The organism is Paenibacillus germinis (assembly GCF_013141785.1).
In the GTDB taxonomy this organism is placed as follows: domain Bacteria; phylum Bacillota; class Bacilli; order Paenibacillales; family NBRC-103111; genus Paenibacillus_E; species Paenibacillus_E phytorum.
In genome coordinates this window covers 1-17,519 of the sequence record NZ_WHOC01000171.1, presented here as the reverse complement: position 1 = coordinate 17,519, position 17,519 = coordinate 1, and the positions used below count along the sequence as shown (strand labels likewise).

The 17,519-nt window shown below is 42.5% G+C and carries 11 protein-coding genes; all 11 read right to left on the bottom strand.

The window, feature by feature from the left end; genetic code table 11:
- Positions 1 to 89: 89 nt before the first annotated feature.
- A complete protein-coding gene (locus tag GC102_RS33460; protein WP_171693335.1) occupies positions 90 to 326 on the bottom strand; it encodes a hypothetical protein in 237 nt (78 codons plus the stop codon).
- 435 nt (positions 327 to 761) lie between these two features.
- On the bottom strand, positions 762 to 4,040 hold the full coding sequence (locus tag GC102_RS33455; RefSeq protein WP_171693334.1) for an OmpL47-type beta-barrel domain-containing protein: 3,279 nt from the start codon (positions 4,038 to 4,040) through the stop codon (positions 762 to 764).
- A 59-nt stretch (positions 4,041 to 4,099) separates the two neighbouring features.
- The gene (locus GC102_RS33450) at positions 4,100 to 7,243 is read right to left on the bottom strand and encodes a cohesin domain-containing protein (protein WP_171693333.1); all 3,144 of its coding nucleotides are present in this window, start codon (positions 7,241 to 7,243) and stop codon (positions 4,100 to 4,102) included.
- Positions 7,244 to 7,268: 25 nt separating this feature from the next.
- Positions 7,269 to 9,161 carry an S-layer homology domain-containing protein gene (locus tag GC102_RS33445; RefSeq protein WP_281367737.1) on the bottom strand — a complete coding sequence of 631 codons (1,893 nt, stop codon included), beginning with the start codon at positions 9,159 to 9,161 and terminating at the stop codon, positions 7,269 to 7,271.
- 326 nt (positions 9,162 to 9,487) lie between these two features.
- Positions 9,488 to 10,576, bottom strand: coding sequence for a response regulator transcription factor (locus tag GC102_RS33440; RefSeq protein WP_171693331.1), 1,089 nt, complete (start codon positions 10,574 to 10,576; stop codon positions 9,488 to 9,490).
- On the bottom strand, positions 10,566 to 12,392 hold the full coding sequence (locus GC102_RS33435) for a sensor histidine kinase (RefSeq protein WP_171693330.1): 1,827 nt from the start codon (positions 12,390 to 12,392) through the stop codon (positions 10,566 to 10,568). Before GC102_RS33435 ends, GC102_RS33440 begins: the two co-directional genes overlap by 11 nt.
- Before the next feature lie 172 nt (positions 12,393 to 12,564).
- Positions 12,565 to 14,127 (bottom strand): extracellular solute-binding protein, encoded by a 1,563-nt coding sequence (locus GC102_RS33430; RefSeq protein WP_171693329.1) that lies wholly within the window; start codon positions 14,125 to 14,127, stop codon positions 12,565 to 12,567.
- Positions 14,128 to 14,210: 83 nt separating this feature from the next.
- Entirely contained in the window at positions 14,211 to 15,092 is an 882-nt protein-coding gene (locus tag GC102_RS33425) for a carbohydrate ABC transporter permease (protein ID WP_171693328.1), read from the bottom strand.
- A gap of 12 nt (positions 15,093 to 15,104) precedes the next feature.
- Positions 15,105 to 16,055 carry an ABC transporter permease gene (locus tag GC102_RS33420; protein ID WP_246321264.1) on the bottom strand — a complete coding sequence of 317 codons (951 nt, stop codon included), beginning with the start codon at positions 16,053 to 16,055 and terminating at the stop codon, positions 15,105 to 15,107.
- A gap of 177 nt (positions 16,056 to 16,232) precedes the next feature.
- Positions 16,233 to 16,475 carry a hypothetical protein gene (locus GC102_RS33415; RefSeq protein ID WP_171693327.1) on the bottom strand — a complete coding sequence of 81 codons (243 nt, stop codon included), beginning with the start codon at positions 16,473 to 16,475 and terminating at the stop codon, positions 16,233 to 16,235.
- Between the two features lie 457 nt (positions 16,476 to 16,932).
- Positions 16,933 to 17,190: a hypothetical protein gene (locus tag GC102_RS33410; protein WP_171693326.1), complete on the bottom strand. Its 258-nt coding sequence runs from the start codon at positions 17,188 to 17,190 to the stop codon at positions 16,933 to 16,935.
- Between the last annotated feature and the right edge of the window lie 329 nt (positions 17,191 to 17,519).

The following is a 17,519-nucleotide window of genomic DNA, read 5'->3' as shown; positions in this document are numbered from 1 at the left end:
TGCGAAAAAGACAAGAACTTACATCCATAAAATAATAAATCCGCGCTGCGCGCGGATCTCTATAGATATATGTTCTTGTCCTCTTACATCTAATGTTGTCCAGCGACATTAAAATAGTCCCTGTGAAAATCAATTTGTATTATAGGAGAGTTTTTATCAATGTTTATCGAATAAGAGTCGCCAAAGTCTTTCTCCCCGACAATGAGTGGTTCAGGTGTATCACTAACTTTGCTTCTGCTAAAATATAACCTCAATACGTTTACTTCAGGCTCTGTAAGACCTAAGAAAAATACATCTTTCAGTTCCAATAAATGATTATATTCCAACTCGTATTCCTCCTCTCTGCAAATCAGTGTTCACACTAAATACTACCATTTTTTTGAGCTAATACTCCACTAACCTGCCCTTTATTTCAACGAGGCTGCCGATAAATGCCAGCAGCCTCGTCTTGGTTTCTTATTGATCAAACGTTATTTTGTAAGTTCAAAACTCAACATCATTCTTTAGTAACTGAACTATTTTAATAAGGCTTTTCTTACTGTATTTATCACATATTAAATAAATGTAAAATCAACCATTTTTCTATACGCTTAAACGGTCCCGAAAGAATCAAGTTCTGTACCACATCAATGTACAAAAGCGATTACATATGTAACTGGGCAAATTGCTGAATATCGATCTTCGACATAATGGACCGCCTGGCTTTCGTATTTTGTAAAAACACTTGCTCCCATTAGGGAGCAAGTGTTCAGGAAATCTTGTTATGATTTCAAATCATTCACAAACTTCAACAAGTAATTCGCAGCTTCTTCGGGAATTTCCTTGCCTTTCTGCGCATGAACTTCGTTGATGAAGGCATCAAACTGCCCATGCCGGAGCTTAGTTCCAAGCGAGTTAACTATACCTTGGCTGCCATTACCGGTGACCCAAGCTTCGATAAGTCGGATCAGGCTATCCACTGTCACCTTGACGGTAACAGTAGTTGCCGCCGTTCCGGAATTGCCGGCAGCATCGGTCGCGTTTGCCGAAACGACATTGTCTCCCACGTTCAACAGATAGGCCGGGCTGCTCAGCAAAGGAGCCGAGCAGGAGCTGTAAACAACGCCGGATACGGCGTCCGTAGCGGTGCAGGTGACCGTTACCGTCTGATCGACGGTATAGGTTCCCCCTCCGCTGATTTGAACAGCCGGCGCGGTTTGATCGATCGAGAAGGTAGTTGTTTGCAGCTGTTCTTCATTTCCCATCATGTCGGTCGATCGGAACGAAACCGTGTGAACGCCATCTTCGTTGAAGACAAGCGCGTTCTGATAGGTCAGCCAAGCGTTTCCGCCATCCAAACTGTAGACGGTCTTCGTCACGCCGGACTTGTCGTCCGTAGCGTTCAGATTTACTTTGACATCGGAGACGTACCAACCGTTCTGCTTCGTCCCTTCCAATGCGGCGACGGTAACCGGAGGTGTGTCATCCGTTATGATGATCGATAAGGTAATATCATCATAGTAAGCGTCAATCAGACTCCATTTGGAGCTGTAAGCCATAATTGCCAAATGAGTGGTTCCTTCCGGTGCCGTTCCTGTAACTTCAACCTGACTCCAGCGATTCGGCGTTTTATCCGAAAAAGGACTGAACTTATAATCCAGCTGTTTATCGTCTTTATCATAGAAATAAAGCAGTAGGGCAGCATCAGCGGGTTGACCGCTATTGATATAAACGCTCATTGACGTTGTATATGTTTCCCCTGGTTTTGCAGCTATGCGATCTGAAAGAAGACCACCAGATACGCCTCTGGAATTGTCCACTACTTTCAGGCTGTGAGATCCAGAATGTTTGAACTCATTGGTTACAACCATCGGGAATCCGCCCTTCAGATAAGGATTCGTCCATCCGGGGATACTGCCGTTCTGGACAGTCTCTTCAAAGCCCCCGTTACGGACTGGGATGTGATGCACAAGTGTTTCCCCTATAGGAATCATCATTAAATTTGCGGCGTCCGTATAATAGATATTTTCATTGCCATTCACATCCTCAGCAATAGTAAAAAAGCTGATTTCTTTACCAGTAGGACTTAGCTGAACGAAATCCATAGTTTTCGGATCGATTACTGTGATGATGTCAGCTAAATCCACGTACAATAAGCCATCTTTTCCCCAATGCGGGTGATAAGGACGCCAAAATCCGTAATTATTCACATTGGGATAAATATCTTTGTAGCCTACAATTTGATACGTATCTGGATTCATCTTAAATACGATGCCGTCCACATTGCCCCATAACAAGCCATCCGGACCGAAGGTCAAGCCTGTGATCATCGGAGGTTGATCCAATTCCGGCAGATCAAGGGTAAATTCAGCAAGTTTTTTTTCCTGTGCGACATCCCAAATGAACATTTTGGCTTTGGTTTCGGTTTTCACAACACCCAAGCCGCCGTATACATTCGTAGAGCCGTAAATGATACCATTGCGATAAGCCAAACCAGTTATGCTTTGGTTATGAACGATATCTGAATATACCTTTTTCCCTCCGGTTACCGGGTCATATATCGTCAAAGCTCCGCCGAGCTTCCCATATCCCGGAATCGTACCTATGAACAGCTTATTATCTGCTGCAATCATGATATATGGCCGGTCTTGATCTGAGCCTATCTGGAAGACCGGCTCGACCGTTGGAACGGCAGTTCCGATTGCACTCCTATATATGTTGGCTCCAGGATAAACTCCGTAATACATATAATCACCTAAACCAACCATACCTTCAGACTGCCCTAAAGTAAAATTCACATTTTTTCCAGTCTTGGGATCATATTGCGCTCCTAATCCTCCGGGATATCCGCTCATATAAAGCTTTCCATCTGGCCCTTGTTCCAAATTGTGAAGCGGATTAGGTGCACCTTTCACCACGGCTGGTAAATCTTTACGCAGGCCATCCTTCACGTTCATAATGATGAGCTTTCCGTTGCTTGTTAAGGTAACAAGCGATTTGCCTGGATAATTAGGATCGTCTGTGAATTCAATCCATTCTGCCCCTCTTAAGGATGACCCAAAGCTGATTGGCGTAGTTTTGGCTTCGAAAGTTGTCATATCCAGCTCAACCAGCTTACGATTGCCAATAATGTATAACTTACCGTCAACAGCGGTTAACTGATTAAAGCCGAATACACCGATGCCGGTTTCTCCGCTAATCGTACTGCCGATTTTTTTATTTAACCATACTTGATTTTCTAAATCGAAAAAGAGAAGATCATTTTTTGTATCATAGGAAAATCTGACCAATAAGGTCCCGTCAACAACAGTCATATCATAAGCAAAAGGTACTTTGTCAGGCGTTACACCTAATAGACCAGGAACATTCTGAGAAATAACCGTCTTTTCACCAGTAGTTACATTCAGCTTTACCACCTGACCTACGGAGCCGATCCCCGCATAGATGAATCCTTTATAGTAGGCCATAGAACGAACATACTCTTGTCCTGTAACCATGCTGCCGTAATCCTTGAACGTTTTTGCTACAGGATCATATTTAAATACCTTTCCGCTTTGAAACGTCCCCCCGTATACATTACCTAAATCATCTGTGGTCATCGACCACAGCGACTTTTCGCCAGGAATCGGTTCACCTAAATTCTGCACCGTTTTGGTAACTGGAGAATAGCTCCACAGCTCTCCATGATTACTTAGTGTTATTCCAGCAATATATACCGTACCGTCCGGTGCGATGGCGTGTCTCCACGATTGCGCTACTCCTGTGAGATTAAAGGAACGTACCAATCTATTATCACGTACATCAACAATATTAAAAACAGCATTACTGGAGGATACCGTGGTGTAAAGCACCTCCCTGCCGTCTTCTTTTCCGAACACCGCATCATTAATTGAAATATTATAAGTAGGGACACCTAAATCAACCGGGTTCCCAAAGCTTTTACCATTCCATGATGCTGCTGACACATTCGAAGTCGAAGTCAAATGTACAACGAGTGACAATATACACATTATTGCAGCTATCCTAGCAATGAGTTTCTTGGTTCCTAAGAATCGTCTCAAAGTTTTTCCTCCTTTATCGTAGAAAACCAGATCCGCCTATGCGGCCCAATGATGAATCTTTAATCTAACAAACGCAGAGACAGAACAGCCAGATCTTGAATATCAACCTTATTATCATTATTCAAGTCATATTTGGCGTTATATGTACCGCCCACTGCCTTTGCTATAATGATCAAATCAATGATATTGATCAATCCATCTTCGTTGACATCGGATAAATCCTTCACAATTTGTATCGACACTTTAAGATCATTGACAGGGGAATCCATCTTGCCGGTTAGATCGGCATCCACCTTCGCCAGATTGGAGAATTTGGATAGGACAACCTCCGTGTTTCCTTCTCCTATAGCCTTAAAGACAATGGAGGTAACGTCTACTTTACCGTCAACTACGTTATCACCTAGATGGGAGATTATGAATTTCACCTGTCCTGGTGTTTGTGTATCGTATTGAAAGAAGACTTCCTTGCCATTCTTAAATGAATCTCCGACCCTTATTTGATCAACTGTAAATTTAGCAGGATCATAATATACTGTCGATGTAACCGCATACAACTGATCAGCATTCTCGACTTGTACCTGTACTGGAAGTAAACTCCCCTTTTCGGTTCTCACCGATGGGACATTCAGCTTGAATGTTCCTGCAGGAAGTACCGTCGTTGGAAATTTTCCAACGATATTAAAATCATCGTAATACGCAGCTGTCATATATAGCAAAGAAACGGATGCGTATACTCTTGCTGTCTTCGCATTAGCTGGCGCCGTCCCTGTAAGATTGACATCTTGCCAGGTCTTCAAGCCTGTAGCGACATGTGAAACCATATCAGATCCAGTTTGTTTACCCTCAGCGTCAAAGAAGCGGAATAAAAAGCTGGTGCGTCCCGTATCGATATACAGCTTAGCGCTCACCGTGTATGACTCATTAGGCAACACAGCAATTGGATCGGTTCCAATCAAGATAGCCTCAGTTGTAGAGGTATCAGTTACCTTCAAGCTCTTCGTTCCGCTAAAAGCTTGCTCACTGCTGATTGAAAACGAGGTGTTGACTGATGGCTGCGAAAGCTGACTCCAGCCCGGAACCGTCCCATTCACGAGCTCCTTCTCAAAACTTCCATTATTTACGTTTAATATAGGCAACGGCGGTTGGCTTGGACCGCTATTATCTCCCGGGGTAACTGGAATCATTTTCAGACGAGTAGATTCGGGGTAGTAAATATGCCCGTCATCACCTAGCGTGAATAATTGGGTATTGATACCCAACGATTGGTGTTCCATCGTGATCGGATTAACAACTGTCAGCTTACCGTTGAGGTCTGTATAGAGCAGTCCATCCGTTCCCCACCGCAGATGGATCGGACGCCACATCCCGTAGCCGGTCACACCGGGGTAAATTTCTTTGCTCTTGACTACAGCTTGCGTTTCTGGATTCACTGCAAATATAGTGCCGTCGGCCGCTGCCCACAATAAACCATCCGATCCAAAAGTAAGTCCGCTGATCATGATCGGAGCTTTTGCAGCGCCAGGCAGAACAGGTGCGAACTCCTTGATTTTTTGGTTTGCAGCCGTATCCCAGATAAACATTTTGGCTGCTGTTGCTGTAGCCTTGCTATCCAGACCGCCAAGAACCGTCGTGGAACCGTAAATCTTCCCATCTTTATGTGCCAAACCGACGATGCTTTGATCTTGAACGACATTGCGGTATACCTTATGCTTGATTTCAGCAGTCGATTCGGAATCATATTCAACTAGCGCCCCTCCCAGCTTACCGTAATCCGGGATCGTGCCCATAAACATCTTGCTGCCTACCGTGATATTGACGTAAGGACGGTCCTGTTCCTCCCCGATTGTGAACAACTTAACCGGATTTCCACTGCCAACTGCTTGGGTGCTGTCCAATTGATAAATCTGGGCATGCGGATAAGTATTGAACAGGATTTTCTCGCCAATATGCCCTATGCTTTCAGCTTGCCCCATGGTAAATACTTTATTTTCCTTGGAGACTGGGTCATAAATGGCTGCAGAACCGCCTGGGTAGCCACTCATATACAGCTTTGCGTCTGGCCCCTTCTCCAATGCGTGAATCGGAATCGGCTGCCCCGCAACGATGGCGGGCCTCTCGATATAAGTTTCGTTCTGAATATTAAACAAGCCTATTGCACCATTAAATAACGTATTTACAAGCGTGGGACCGGGAAGCTCTGCGTTATTGGCGAAGTTCACCCATCCGCCGCCCTTCATGGAAAAGCTTTGCGCCATAGAAGTTATTCTTGTAGTAAATGTGGCTAGATCTAACTCAACCAGCTTGTTAGCACCCGCTGCGTTCATCTTGAAATAGGCCTTTCCGTTCATTGGACGCGATATTCGATTGCCATGGAAATTAGGGAACTGCTCCATTCTCCATTGGTCAAGCTCCATATCGTAAGCGATTAACGTGCTGATCCCGCCACCGCTTAAATGAGCAAATAAATAATGGTCAACTACGTCTAATTGATAGATGAACGGATAATTATTGTACGTGACACCCGTTACAGTTGGTAATGCAATTGATGTCTTCTCTCCTGTGGCCGGATTCAGCTTCATCAGAGCGCCAGACGTTCCTATTCCTGCATAGATAGAGCCATTATGGTAGGCCAACGAACGAACATAACTGTTCGTATTCGACATACGGCCATAATCGCTGAACTGCTTCGTATCCGGGTCAAATTTCCACACGATGGCATTGGGATAGGTTCCACCATAGATACGACCAGCCTCGTCAGTTGTCAACCCATAAATCGCCGTCTCTCCGGCCTTAATAATGCCCAGTGCTTCGATTTCTTTGGTTGTTGTTGAATATCGGTACAAGCGTCCCCCACTCGATGAAATGTATACGAAACCGTTAGGCGCTACAACCATCGACCACGAGTCCTTTCCATCAGGCAGCGGAAGCGTTCGAACTACTTCGTAATGATCCAGATTGATGACATTGAACTGTGCAGGCTCACCGGCCAATGTTGTATACATCACATTATTCCCGTCTTCAATGCCAACAACACTATCATAGATAGCAACTGAGGAAACGGATTGTATCTTGGGTCCTAAGTCGACGGGGTTACCGAACTTCGTGCCAATTGCGGCTTCCGCTTTGGGCAAGAAACATCCAGAAAACAAAACAGTTAATGTAAGCACTAGTGCATATAATTTCTTTGACTTTGCAGGTATCATCGTAAATCTCCCTTCCCTTTTTTCGTTACGGTTCCAACCTTTTCAATAAGTTGAACATCAACACGGCCATGTCTGCACGAGTTGTGTCCTGAACAGGGGCAACGAGATTATTCCCTACGCCGCTAATAAATCCAAGCGTTTTCGCTTGATAAATGGACGACTTTGCCCAATCGCTTATTTGAAGGTCATCGGCAAATGTCTCACTTGAAGCTTCTGGAAGTGCTTCTACCTTTGCATAGGCGCGCATTAGCATGGTTAACATTTGCTCGCGTGTGATTTGCTCGTCAGGAGCGAATTTCTCTCCATCTCCCTGCACGACACCAGCCTTCAGTGCTGCTTCCACATAACCAGTGTACCACCCGCCCTTAGGAACATCCGTAAACACATTGGTATGCGCAGCTTCCTTCCACCGGAATACTTTAGCCAGCATAGTTGTGAACTCTGCACGTGTCATCGACTTGGATGGGACATAATGGATGTCGCCCATCCCCTGCACCACATGTCTTGCAGACAAGACATCGATTGCATGTGCAGCTTCTGCATATGTATCAGATAAGTCCGCATAGTCCTTCGAGAACTCGATCACGGCATATTGACTAAAATGCAAGACATCCATTGTGAAGGTGTTCTGAAGTGAATCATGCCTCCCATCTCTGAGGAACTCCCATTCGCCCTTCTCTTCGTTTAAGTAATACATACCGAGCTTTTCCTTATTCAAGCCTTTCGTTTCATAGGCAATCGTTAAGACCACCTTTTCCTCAAAAGTAGAAATAACCTCCTTCCCATCGGTCCCGATCCTCTCCACCTTTAACTCGTAGACTACGGCTGGGCGATATGTAGCCGAATTCTGTGTCTTATCCTCGGCATCCTTGCGTATGATTGTAGTCAAAATGTCAGAGCTCTTGTCCTTATGAAGCGTCTTTAAAGGAAAGAGCAGTACTGCACCGGAGGACTTCAGCTTGACATCAAGTTTAGCGTCTGCCAATACTTGCAAAGCTTCTGCGGTCAGCAGAAAGGGATGCTGATCTGAATCCTTTAATGTCATCTGTATAAAAGTCTGAACCTCAATATGCAGATCCTTCTTGCTTGCTGCTGATTGAAGCAATAATACCGATTGAATGGAGCTTTTTAAAGTATCTGTATCGATTGTTAAGAGAGTCTGTTGATTTTTTACCGTTGTATGAACAGGGATATCCAGAAAGCGGTTCATACTATGAGTAACCATTTGTTTGATTTCCTCCATTTGTGAGGATGTTAATTGGGTCTCAAGTGCTTCTATCCAGCTTGTCAGTTGCTTTGCTGCTTTGAGAGCATCTAATTGATTAAGAATTTCTTTCAGAGCCTCCAGAGATGAGGACTCTGGTTTGAGTGCAGAGGAACCTTGCTCCCCTACTGGATTCCCACTTCCTCCAGATGGATTTCCGTTGCTTACAAGTGTGATTTGAATCGGAGCCCCTGATTCCATAGGAATTACTCGAAGATCGTTTCTACCAGAATCATTCACGAAGGTTTCAGTCGAAACAGCCTTCAATTGACTTAATCCGATGGTGGTACTACCTTCCTCTTGCGCTTCAAGTGTAAATTCGGCTAGATGAAGATGGCGCTTAAAGCCCTTATCCCCCATATTTACTCTCGTCATAGGATAAAGGGTCGGCATAGGCGCATCAGAATCAGAGGTGTCTTTATCCCGAAAGTCGCTATAACCCGCAGAAACCTTTTTCGAAATCAGCTTCAGCATATTCGAGTCGAATGCCAACTCAAACTGGATTCCGTATACATCAGCAACGTCCTGCAGAGACACTTGAACCGTCATGCTTTCCCCCACCTTAAGGGTGGTCACAGAGCTGGAAAGAGTTGCTGTTGCAGAATTGGCGTAAGTAACAGGTACTAACAATACACTCAGGATGATGCAGCACATTGCAGACAGCATTTTTTTTAACAGATTAATAACTCCCTTCTCAACTTCTGGCTAATTTATGGTTTTGATCGGTTGCTTGTATGAGATCGAATGATGCATCACTCTCCTTCTTAGGTTTTTTTAATCTCTTAATTGTGAATATTATAGTACTAACGTTCAGGCAACAATGAGGTAATTGTTCGATTTACAAAGGTATATTATGAAGTTTTTTCTAGCTGGACAGATTCATAAATACATACATTTTTTATACAAAAAAAAGCAAACCATCCCTGTGACAAGAAGGTTTGCCTTTTCATTGCTCATGTAATCTTAAATAATTCACAGTATCATCCGTGCATACGTTTTTTGAACTCCATCGGAGTTAATCCATAATGCTCCTTAAAGAGCTTGGAGAAATGAATACTGTTTTCATACCCCACGTTCAAAGCAATTTCATAGCTTTTTAATGAGCTGTTCAGCAGAAGATCTCGGGCTCGCTGCATACGGATCGATATGAGATAGCCCCAGATCGTAATCCCTGTTTCCTGTTTAAACAAATTAGCCAGATAGGTTCTGCTCATCGCTACTTCGTCGGCAACCTCCTGTAAATTGATCTTTTTAGCAAAATGCTTCTGCAAATAAACCTTGACCTGCTCGATGGTTCGGGATGAGGGTTGATTCCGCATACCCTTAATTACACGGAAAATCTGATCCGCTCCTTCCTCCAATTGCCCAACCGTAATGAGTCGATATATAAACCGGACTTGCTCCCAGGGAATCGCATGGTGCTCCAAACCGCATTCCGAAAACCCTTCCAGCCCTAATTCAATCTTATCTTTTTTGATTTCCTCAAGGACAAGCTCTAGCCATACAACGGAAAGCTCATTCAACAAGTAATATTGATCTTCAACCCATTGCTCCAGCATTTCCAGGGTTTCGACTACCAGCATATACATTTTCTCCAATTGCATGGTCTGAAGGTTCGTAACCCAACGCTCGAGCATGTCGGTATGATGCGATATTTTTTTGATTAATAATGAAGCGGCTTTATCCTTCCTGCTTCGCTTTAACCTGTCTACCGCAATCTCAACCACCTCTCGCAGCACACTTTGCTCCACTGGCTTCATGATATAATCAACAACGTTTAACTGCATGCTCTTTCTTACATAGGAGAAATCATCATAGCTGGAAACGACGATACAGGTCATCCAAGGATATTTTTGATTGATTCGTTGAATGAGCTCCAGACCGTCCATATGAGGCATACGGACATCTGTAATGCAAATATCCGCATAATATTGTTCAAGCCATTCCAAACATTTGATACCGTTGGCAGCATTTCCTGCAGCAATGACGTTATCACAGTTGCGAAGCTTGTTAGACAAGCTTGAACGGATTAAATGTTCATCATCGACAATAATTGAACTATAATACATGGGTGATCACCTCATCCTTGGCATGCCATTGCAGCGGAAATAGAACTTCGACTACTGCACCCGTGCTGTCTATTCTATTGCTTAATGTTATCCCTGCATTAGAGTCATCCTGATAATACATCTTCAATCGGAAGTGAGTATTCAGTAAGCCGACATTTGAATACTCGTGGTGTAACGGGGAAAGGTTGATTCGTTTAATTTGACTGTTGATCCACTGCATCTTATCCTCCGCAAATCCTTTGCCGTTATCGATAATTTTTACCTTCATATACTCGATGCCTTGGGTAAGGAATAGATCAATAACGATCTTAATTCGCAATGGAACATCCAGAACATCCCCGTGTTTCATGCTATTCTCCACAATTGGCTGCATAACTGCCTTCAAACCATAGGCATTTTCGCATCGTGGATGGAAGGAGATCTCGAATTCAAAATCATCACCCAAACGAATTTTCATAATATTCAAATAATTATTTAAATGCTGAATTTCATCTTTCATAGGTACAACCGTGCTTTTATAATCAGACGTATATCGAAGCATCTTCGATAAAGCGATGGTCGTTTCCTCAATATCAGTGTGGCCCGCCAGGTTAGCAAGAGAATTAATGGATTCCAGAGTATTATATAAAAAGTGGGAATCGATCTGCGACTGCAGCGCTGATAATATAGCTCTTTGCTGAATCAACTTCGATTCCGCCAATGCATGTACGGTACTCTGCAAATCCCTTAGCATCGAATTGTAAGCTACCCCTAGCTCAGCGATTTCATCCGTCCCCTCAATCTCCACTCTTGTCTCGAATTCTCCTCGGACTGTAGTCTTGATCATTTTACGCAGCTTCGCAATTCGTTTAGTGAAAGAGGACGAAATTCCAACAGCGAACAGAATGGATACAAGTAAAGCAACCACTGCGATCACAATGGTGATCTCTCGAATTAAGAAGATGCTGCGGGCAAATTCATGATAAGGGACAACGACAATGGTTTTCCAATTAGTAGGTTGAACAGAATCAAAGAGCACGAACTCACCCGAATCTTCACGAAAAAACGCGCCATCCTTCTTATTATTCATTTGATTCAGGATGTCCCTTGGAAGCCGCTCACCGATCATCATTTGATCAGGGTGCAAAAGAATTCGACCTTCGTTATCACTGATGAGCCCGTACCCGCTGTCTCCAAACTCCAGCTCATTTATAATTTTCAAGGCAGGCTCCAGGTCGATATCAATTTTTAAAAAACCGGTGTTTTTCCCATAACGAAGCTTTTTTACCATCGTAATAACCGGAATAGCCATCATTTTCCCATTCGTATCTACATAGTTATTGCTAAATCCAACATCGAAGGTAAAATTATCAGCCTCCCTGAATGTCTCCAAGTCAGAAACATAGAATTTATAATCTTTGTTAAAGCCGTATTTAACTGTGCGATTGATTTCGTTCCCATTTTCATTATACAGAGTGATCGATAAAATCTCGGGATGCTGAAAAAAGAAGGGCTGACCATATGCCTCCATAATACTTTGGAATAACAAATACGAATCTAAACCCTGACTCTTATCAAGCTGAAGCCATTTCTCCAGATCGGGAGCGACAGAAATGAGAAGAAATCCTTGTGAGTAGCTTAAAAAATACCTTTCGAGATTCAAGCTTGCCTGTTTGAGCACCTGGTTGCTTAATCGCTGTACATCGTGCTTGACCATAGCTGAGGTCTTCATGTAGCTGACGAGCCCAATAGAACTGACAACACCAACAATCAATGCGGACAATATTGTGATTAGCTTCCATTTCATCGTGTTACGAACTTGGTTAATTATGTACACGGCTGCTCGTCTCCTAGGACTTGCTGTTCTTCCTTACATATTAGCATGGATCCGACTGACCTTAAACCGACAATAAATAGGAAGGAATAATCCCCTTCTATTTATTATTTTCAGGTAGCACTTTTCTTCCTCCTACACCGTAGATCAACGATGCAGCATCGTCGTAATCAGTTTATTTTTTCTTATTTTCTTTGACCCACTTCGTCATTTCATTAATAAGCTCTTGACCACCCCTAGCGCGCCAATCTTTAACAAATTTATCCCAAGTCGCTTCAATTGGTGCGCCTTCAACGATAATTCTGGCTGCAGGCTCGTGAAATTCATAATAAAGATTGATCAGATTTTGACCTACAGCCGGCATCCCCATTGTCAAGCTGGTTAATCCTTCTTTATTTGAAATATTGATTGCTGCCTGCATCTTATCACGTTGAATACCTGTATACTTAGCATTAAATGCTTTGTCATTGTGAGCATGCATTTTGAACAATGCTCTCCATTCTGTCTTTTTCTCCTGCTCTGACGCTTCTTTATAAAAGTAGGCTCCGTTCTCTTCTCCATAGTTAATGCCTTTCACACCAAGCTCGGAGAATATTTGACCTTCTTCACTAAACAACCAATCAAAATATTTCACAACAGCAACGGGATCTTTTGAGCTTTTCATAACTAAATATGTTTTATTAACAGGGAAATTTACCGAGCCAATTGGGCCCTCATAGCCAGTTCCCCGAGGTGTCGGGATCGTAATGACATCTACCGGTTTTCCTGGCAGTCCATCCTGGACCACTTTTTGATATTCATATCCGCCCTGTGGGGTAAAGCCCCATGATCCGGCCAGACCCGAAGCAATCTTTTGCTTCCATATGGACGAGGAATTAACCAGGAACTCCGAATCTAGCAAGCCCTCCTTATGCATAGTTTGCATGAACTCTAAGCCTTTCTTGAAGTTCGGATGTACGAATCCAGGAACGATCTCTCCATTGTATTCAATGCCTTCATAGGGTGATATCCCCCACATTCCCCAGATCGAATCACCTGTCCAAGAGAACTTCTCACGCATGGTAAAAGCAATCTCATCCTTCTTACCGTTACCGTTCGCATCCCCGTCACGGAATTTACGGAACATGTCCAGCAATTCGATTGAGGTGGCAGGCACTTTGCTTATTCCGACCTTATCCATCCAGTCCTTGCGAACGAATAATAACCTTGAGGAAGGTGTATTGCTCGGCTCAGGTATCCCCATAATTTGTCCGTTGATGGTCACTGCATCCCAGGCAAATTGAGGTATATTCTTTTTTAAATTAGGCCCATGTTTCTCGATTAAATCATTAAGCGGCAGGATCAGCCCATTATCAAGCGCACCATCCACTTGCGTTAATCCAAACCCCATAAAAACATCCGGAAACTCATTAGCAGCAAACTTTAATTTTAATTGATCCACGTAGTTCGCATTGGGCAGAAAGCTTATGTTCAAATTCACGCCGGATTTCTCCATCATGAACTTGGCAGTGGGATCTTGAGATAGGTCACCGGAAGGTACAGCCTTAGCTAAATCCGGGATAAAAAGCTTGATTGTTGACGTCGTCTTTTTTTCTTGAGTTGTCGCTGCTGGCGGCACCTTGGTCTCGGATGTGCTTGTGCCTCCTGCATTGTTACCATTGCTGTTGCTGGAGCATCCAGCAGTAATCAGAAGTGCTGCTACAGTCGTCACGCTAACCCATTTTTTTCCTTGTATCATGTTCAAGTTCCCCCTTTTTTTAATTAAAAATGTTCATGTTCATGACTATGTCAGGCTGTAGCCTTGGACAACTAGCGGGTAACCTATTCCTTCAGCGAGCCCAACATGGAGCCTTTGATAAAATGTTTTTGCACAAAAGGGTAAATCAGCAAAACTGGTATAGTTGCCACAACAATCGTAGCCATTTGCAAGCCTTGTGGAGATACATCCGATCTTACAATATTACTCATAAAAGATTGGGAGTCATTCGTATTGTATTGAGATAGCAGCATGTATAAATATAACTGCAAAGGTCTTAAATTCGCATCCGTTATGTACAGTAAGGCTGAATAATAATTATTCCAATGCGCTACCGCATAAAATAAGATCAAGGTTACGACAATCGGCATGGACAAAGGCAGGGCGATTTGCCAAACCATGCGATATTCCGATAAACCGTCCACTCGGGCCGCTTCAAACATTTCCTCCGGAAGAGATCGAAAAAAAGTAATACACAAGATCATATTAAACACGCTTAGAGCTCCAGGAATTATTAATGACCATAGGCTGTTAAGCATTCCCAATGATTTGATCAACAAGTAAGTAGGAATCATAGGAGCTTGAAAGATCATTGTGAAAATGACAATCAGCATTACTAATTTACGCCCTTTTAAGTAGTCTTTAGACAACGGATATGCCGTTATGATCGTGAGAGCCATATTCAGCAGCGTGCCGATCATCACGACATAGAGCGTAATGCCAAACGATCTCCAAAAAGTGTCGTTTTGAAAAACCAATATATAGTTGTCCAAATTAAATCCGATTGGCCACAAACTAACCTTGGAATGGATGAGCGCATTCGTTGTACTAAGCGAGCCTGCGAGAACGTGGAGCAACGGAGTAATTACAAGAAGACATGCCAATGTAAGCAATAGTATATTGATGATGTCAAAGCTGATTTCGACAAAGGATCTTTTGATTTTCATCTGCCGGCCTCCTTAATATAGCCCTTCGCCAGTAGTCGTCTTGCTCGCCCGGTTCGCCACAATCAGAAGCATAAATCCAATTACTGATTTGAACAAACCAATGGCTGTAGTTAAGCTATACTTTCCTCCTAGAATTCCGATTCGGTACGCATAAGTATCTAAAACATCACCTGTACTTAGCACCAATGGATTCAGGAATAAATAGATTTGTTCAAAGCCTAAATCGAGAATATGGCCAATTTTTAAAAGCAATAAAATCATGATAGCAGGCAGCATACCCGGAAGTGTCACATATACAAACTGCTTAAGCCTGCCAGCTCCATCCATCTTCGCAGCTTCATACAACGAAGGATTAATACCTGCTATGGCAGCCAGAAATATAATCGCACTCCAGCCCATTTCCTTCCAAATTCCGCTTGTAATAATAATCATTCGGAAATATTCAGCCTTCTGGAGGAAGTTAATTGGATCTCCGCCCAGCGCCTGGATAGCTTGATTAACAAAGCCGGTTTGCACAGACAACAACATATAGACGAAACCGAATACGATGGTCCAGGACAAGAAGTGCGGCAGGTATACAATTGTCTGCACAACACGCTTAAAGACTACATTCTTCACTTCATTTAGAAGTACAGCTAAAATTATTGGTGCTGGAAAGGTAAATATGATTTGATACAGACTGATCATTAACGTATTCACTAGCAAACGTTTCAAATTCGGATACGTCAAAAATTGCTCAAACCACTTCAACCCAACCCAAGGGCTAGCTGAAAAACCTTTGAAAATATTATAATCCTGAAAAGCGATCACACTGCCTAATAAAGGGAAATACTTAAAAACTAGGAGATAGAGCATGCCCGGCACAAGCATGATATACAAAGCCCGATGCCTGAACATAAATTTCAAGGCGCTATTAGCTCTGTATGTTCTTTTCTCCGATGCAATTGAGGACTGTATTTTCATTGGCACCACCTTCTTATTTACTTTCTTAATTATAAAAGGTCCATACAGTGCCAACAATGATACGATGTTTGTATTTACTATTGCATATTATGGTTTTATCGCAAAAAAAGGCGACCTCTCCCCGAATTAGTATCGGGAAGCGATCACCGTCGGCTTAAACTCCTCTTTTTCAAGCTGCTAGGCTGTCTCCCCTATCGTAAACTTGAATACTTCCCACAGCAAAAAAACCGTTCTCTGCAAGGGTGAAAAATGATTCAGTAAAGCCAGAAATGTCGTCTCAATCTCAAAAGTACCTTGATCCGGTAAAGTTACCTTTGGTTGTTCCCACTCCCGTCTTAAGATTCGTGAATATACTTGTTTTCTACGCGACTGATGAATCTTGTAATAAAGTAGGAAGGAGTCTATCCATCTTCCAATCATCGAGTAATAATTTCTCCTCGAGCATTTGTATTTCTTTTTTTAGTTCTAACTTTGTAAATTGAGCTTCAGTCTTATTGTACAACTTTATATTTTCAGTAAGAGGCATTTGCATCATATCGCGGTACTCATTTAAAAAGTATATAAAATTGGGAAAGTCCATAAGATCACCCACCTTGATATTATTATCCATATCTTAGGATAAATTCTTGAATTAAACATGAAAAGGCAACCAATCCACCTGGGTTGGCTGCCTTTTCATGTTGTTATTGAACTCTCGTTTCCGTTAGCTTAACGTTGATTGGGAATAAATAAAGGAAAATGCTCCACGGAGTTACCCAGTGGAGCATTTATTTTTACCAAGGATATTGGAAATCAAAATGACTTGGTATTTAAAAATCCAATCAAAAAAACAGCATAAACAAAACGACATTTTTATCACCGTCTACTTTTGACGTTTTTAAATCTTCGTTAAAACAACAGATGCTAAAAAACCAATAATTGAAGTCCAAAACATGTAGGATTTCATGAGATTCATTATTGGATTTTGTTCCATGTCCATTTTTTTGTTTTCATCTTCAACTTGAACACTACTGCCCAAGACGTGGTCAACATTATGCTTGGTACGACCCGTTGCAATACCTGCTTTAAGAAAAATGGTTATAATCAACAATCCTAGCGACACAATAAATAGATAATTTGAGATTTGTTCTAGCACGCTTCACACCACCTTCCGATATCTAATATTTTTGGAATTCTAACCTCTCACCGAAGGGAAAAGCTATATTCTCACGAAACAAGTCAGGTCTATAGACCGATTGCTGGTCACTATGTCGAGAGTTTGCTGTTGGCATACAGTTTTGATGAACCTGATCATTCTGCAAGCGAGAATGCTAAGCAATATCGGTATCATTATGCCGATAAACCGGATTATGTTCGTCAATATATAAATCCCTCACTTTCCTCTTTGTTTTTCCATATCATCATCATTCAATAATATCTTTAAATAACAAAAAAAGGATAGTCTAAAAGGACCATTTTATTCCA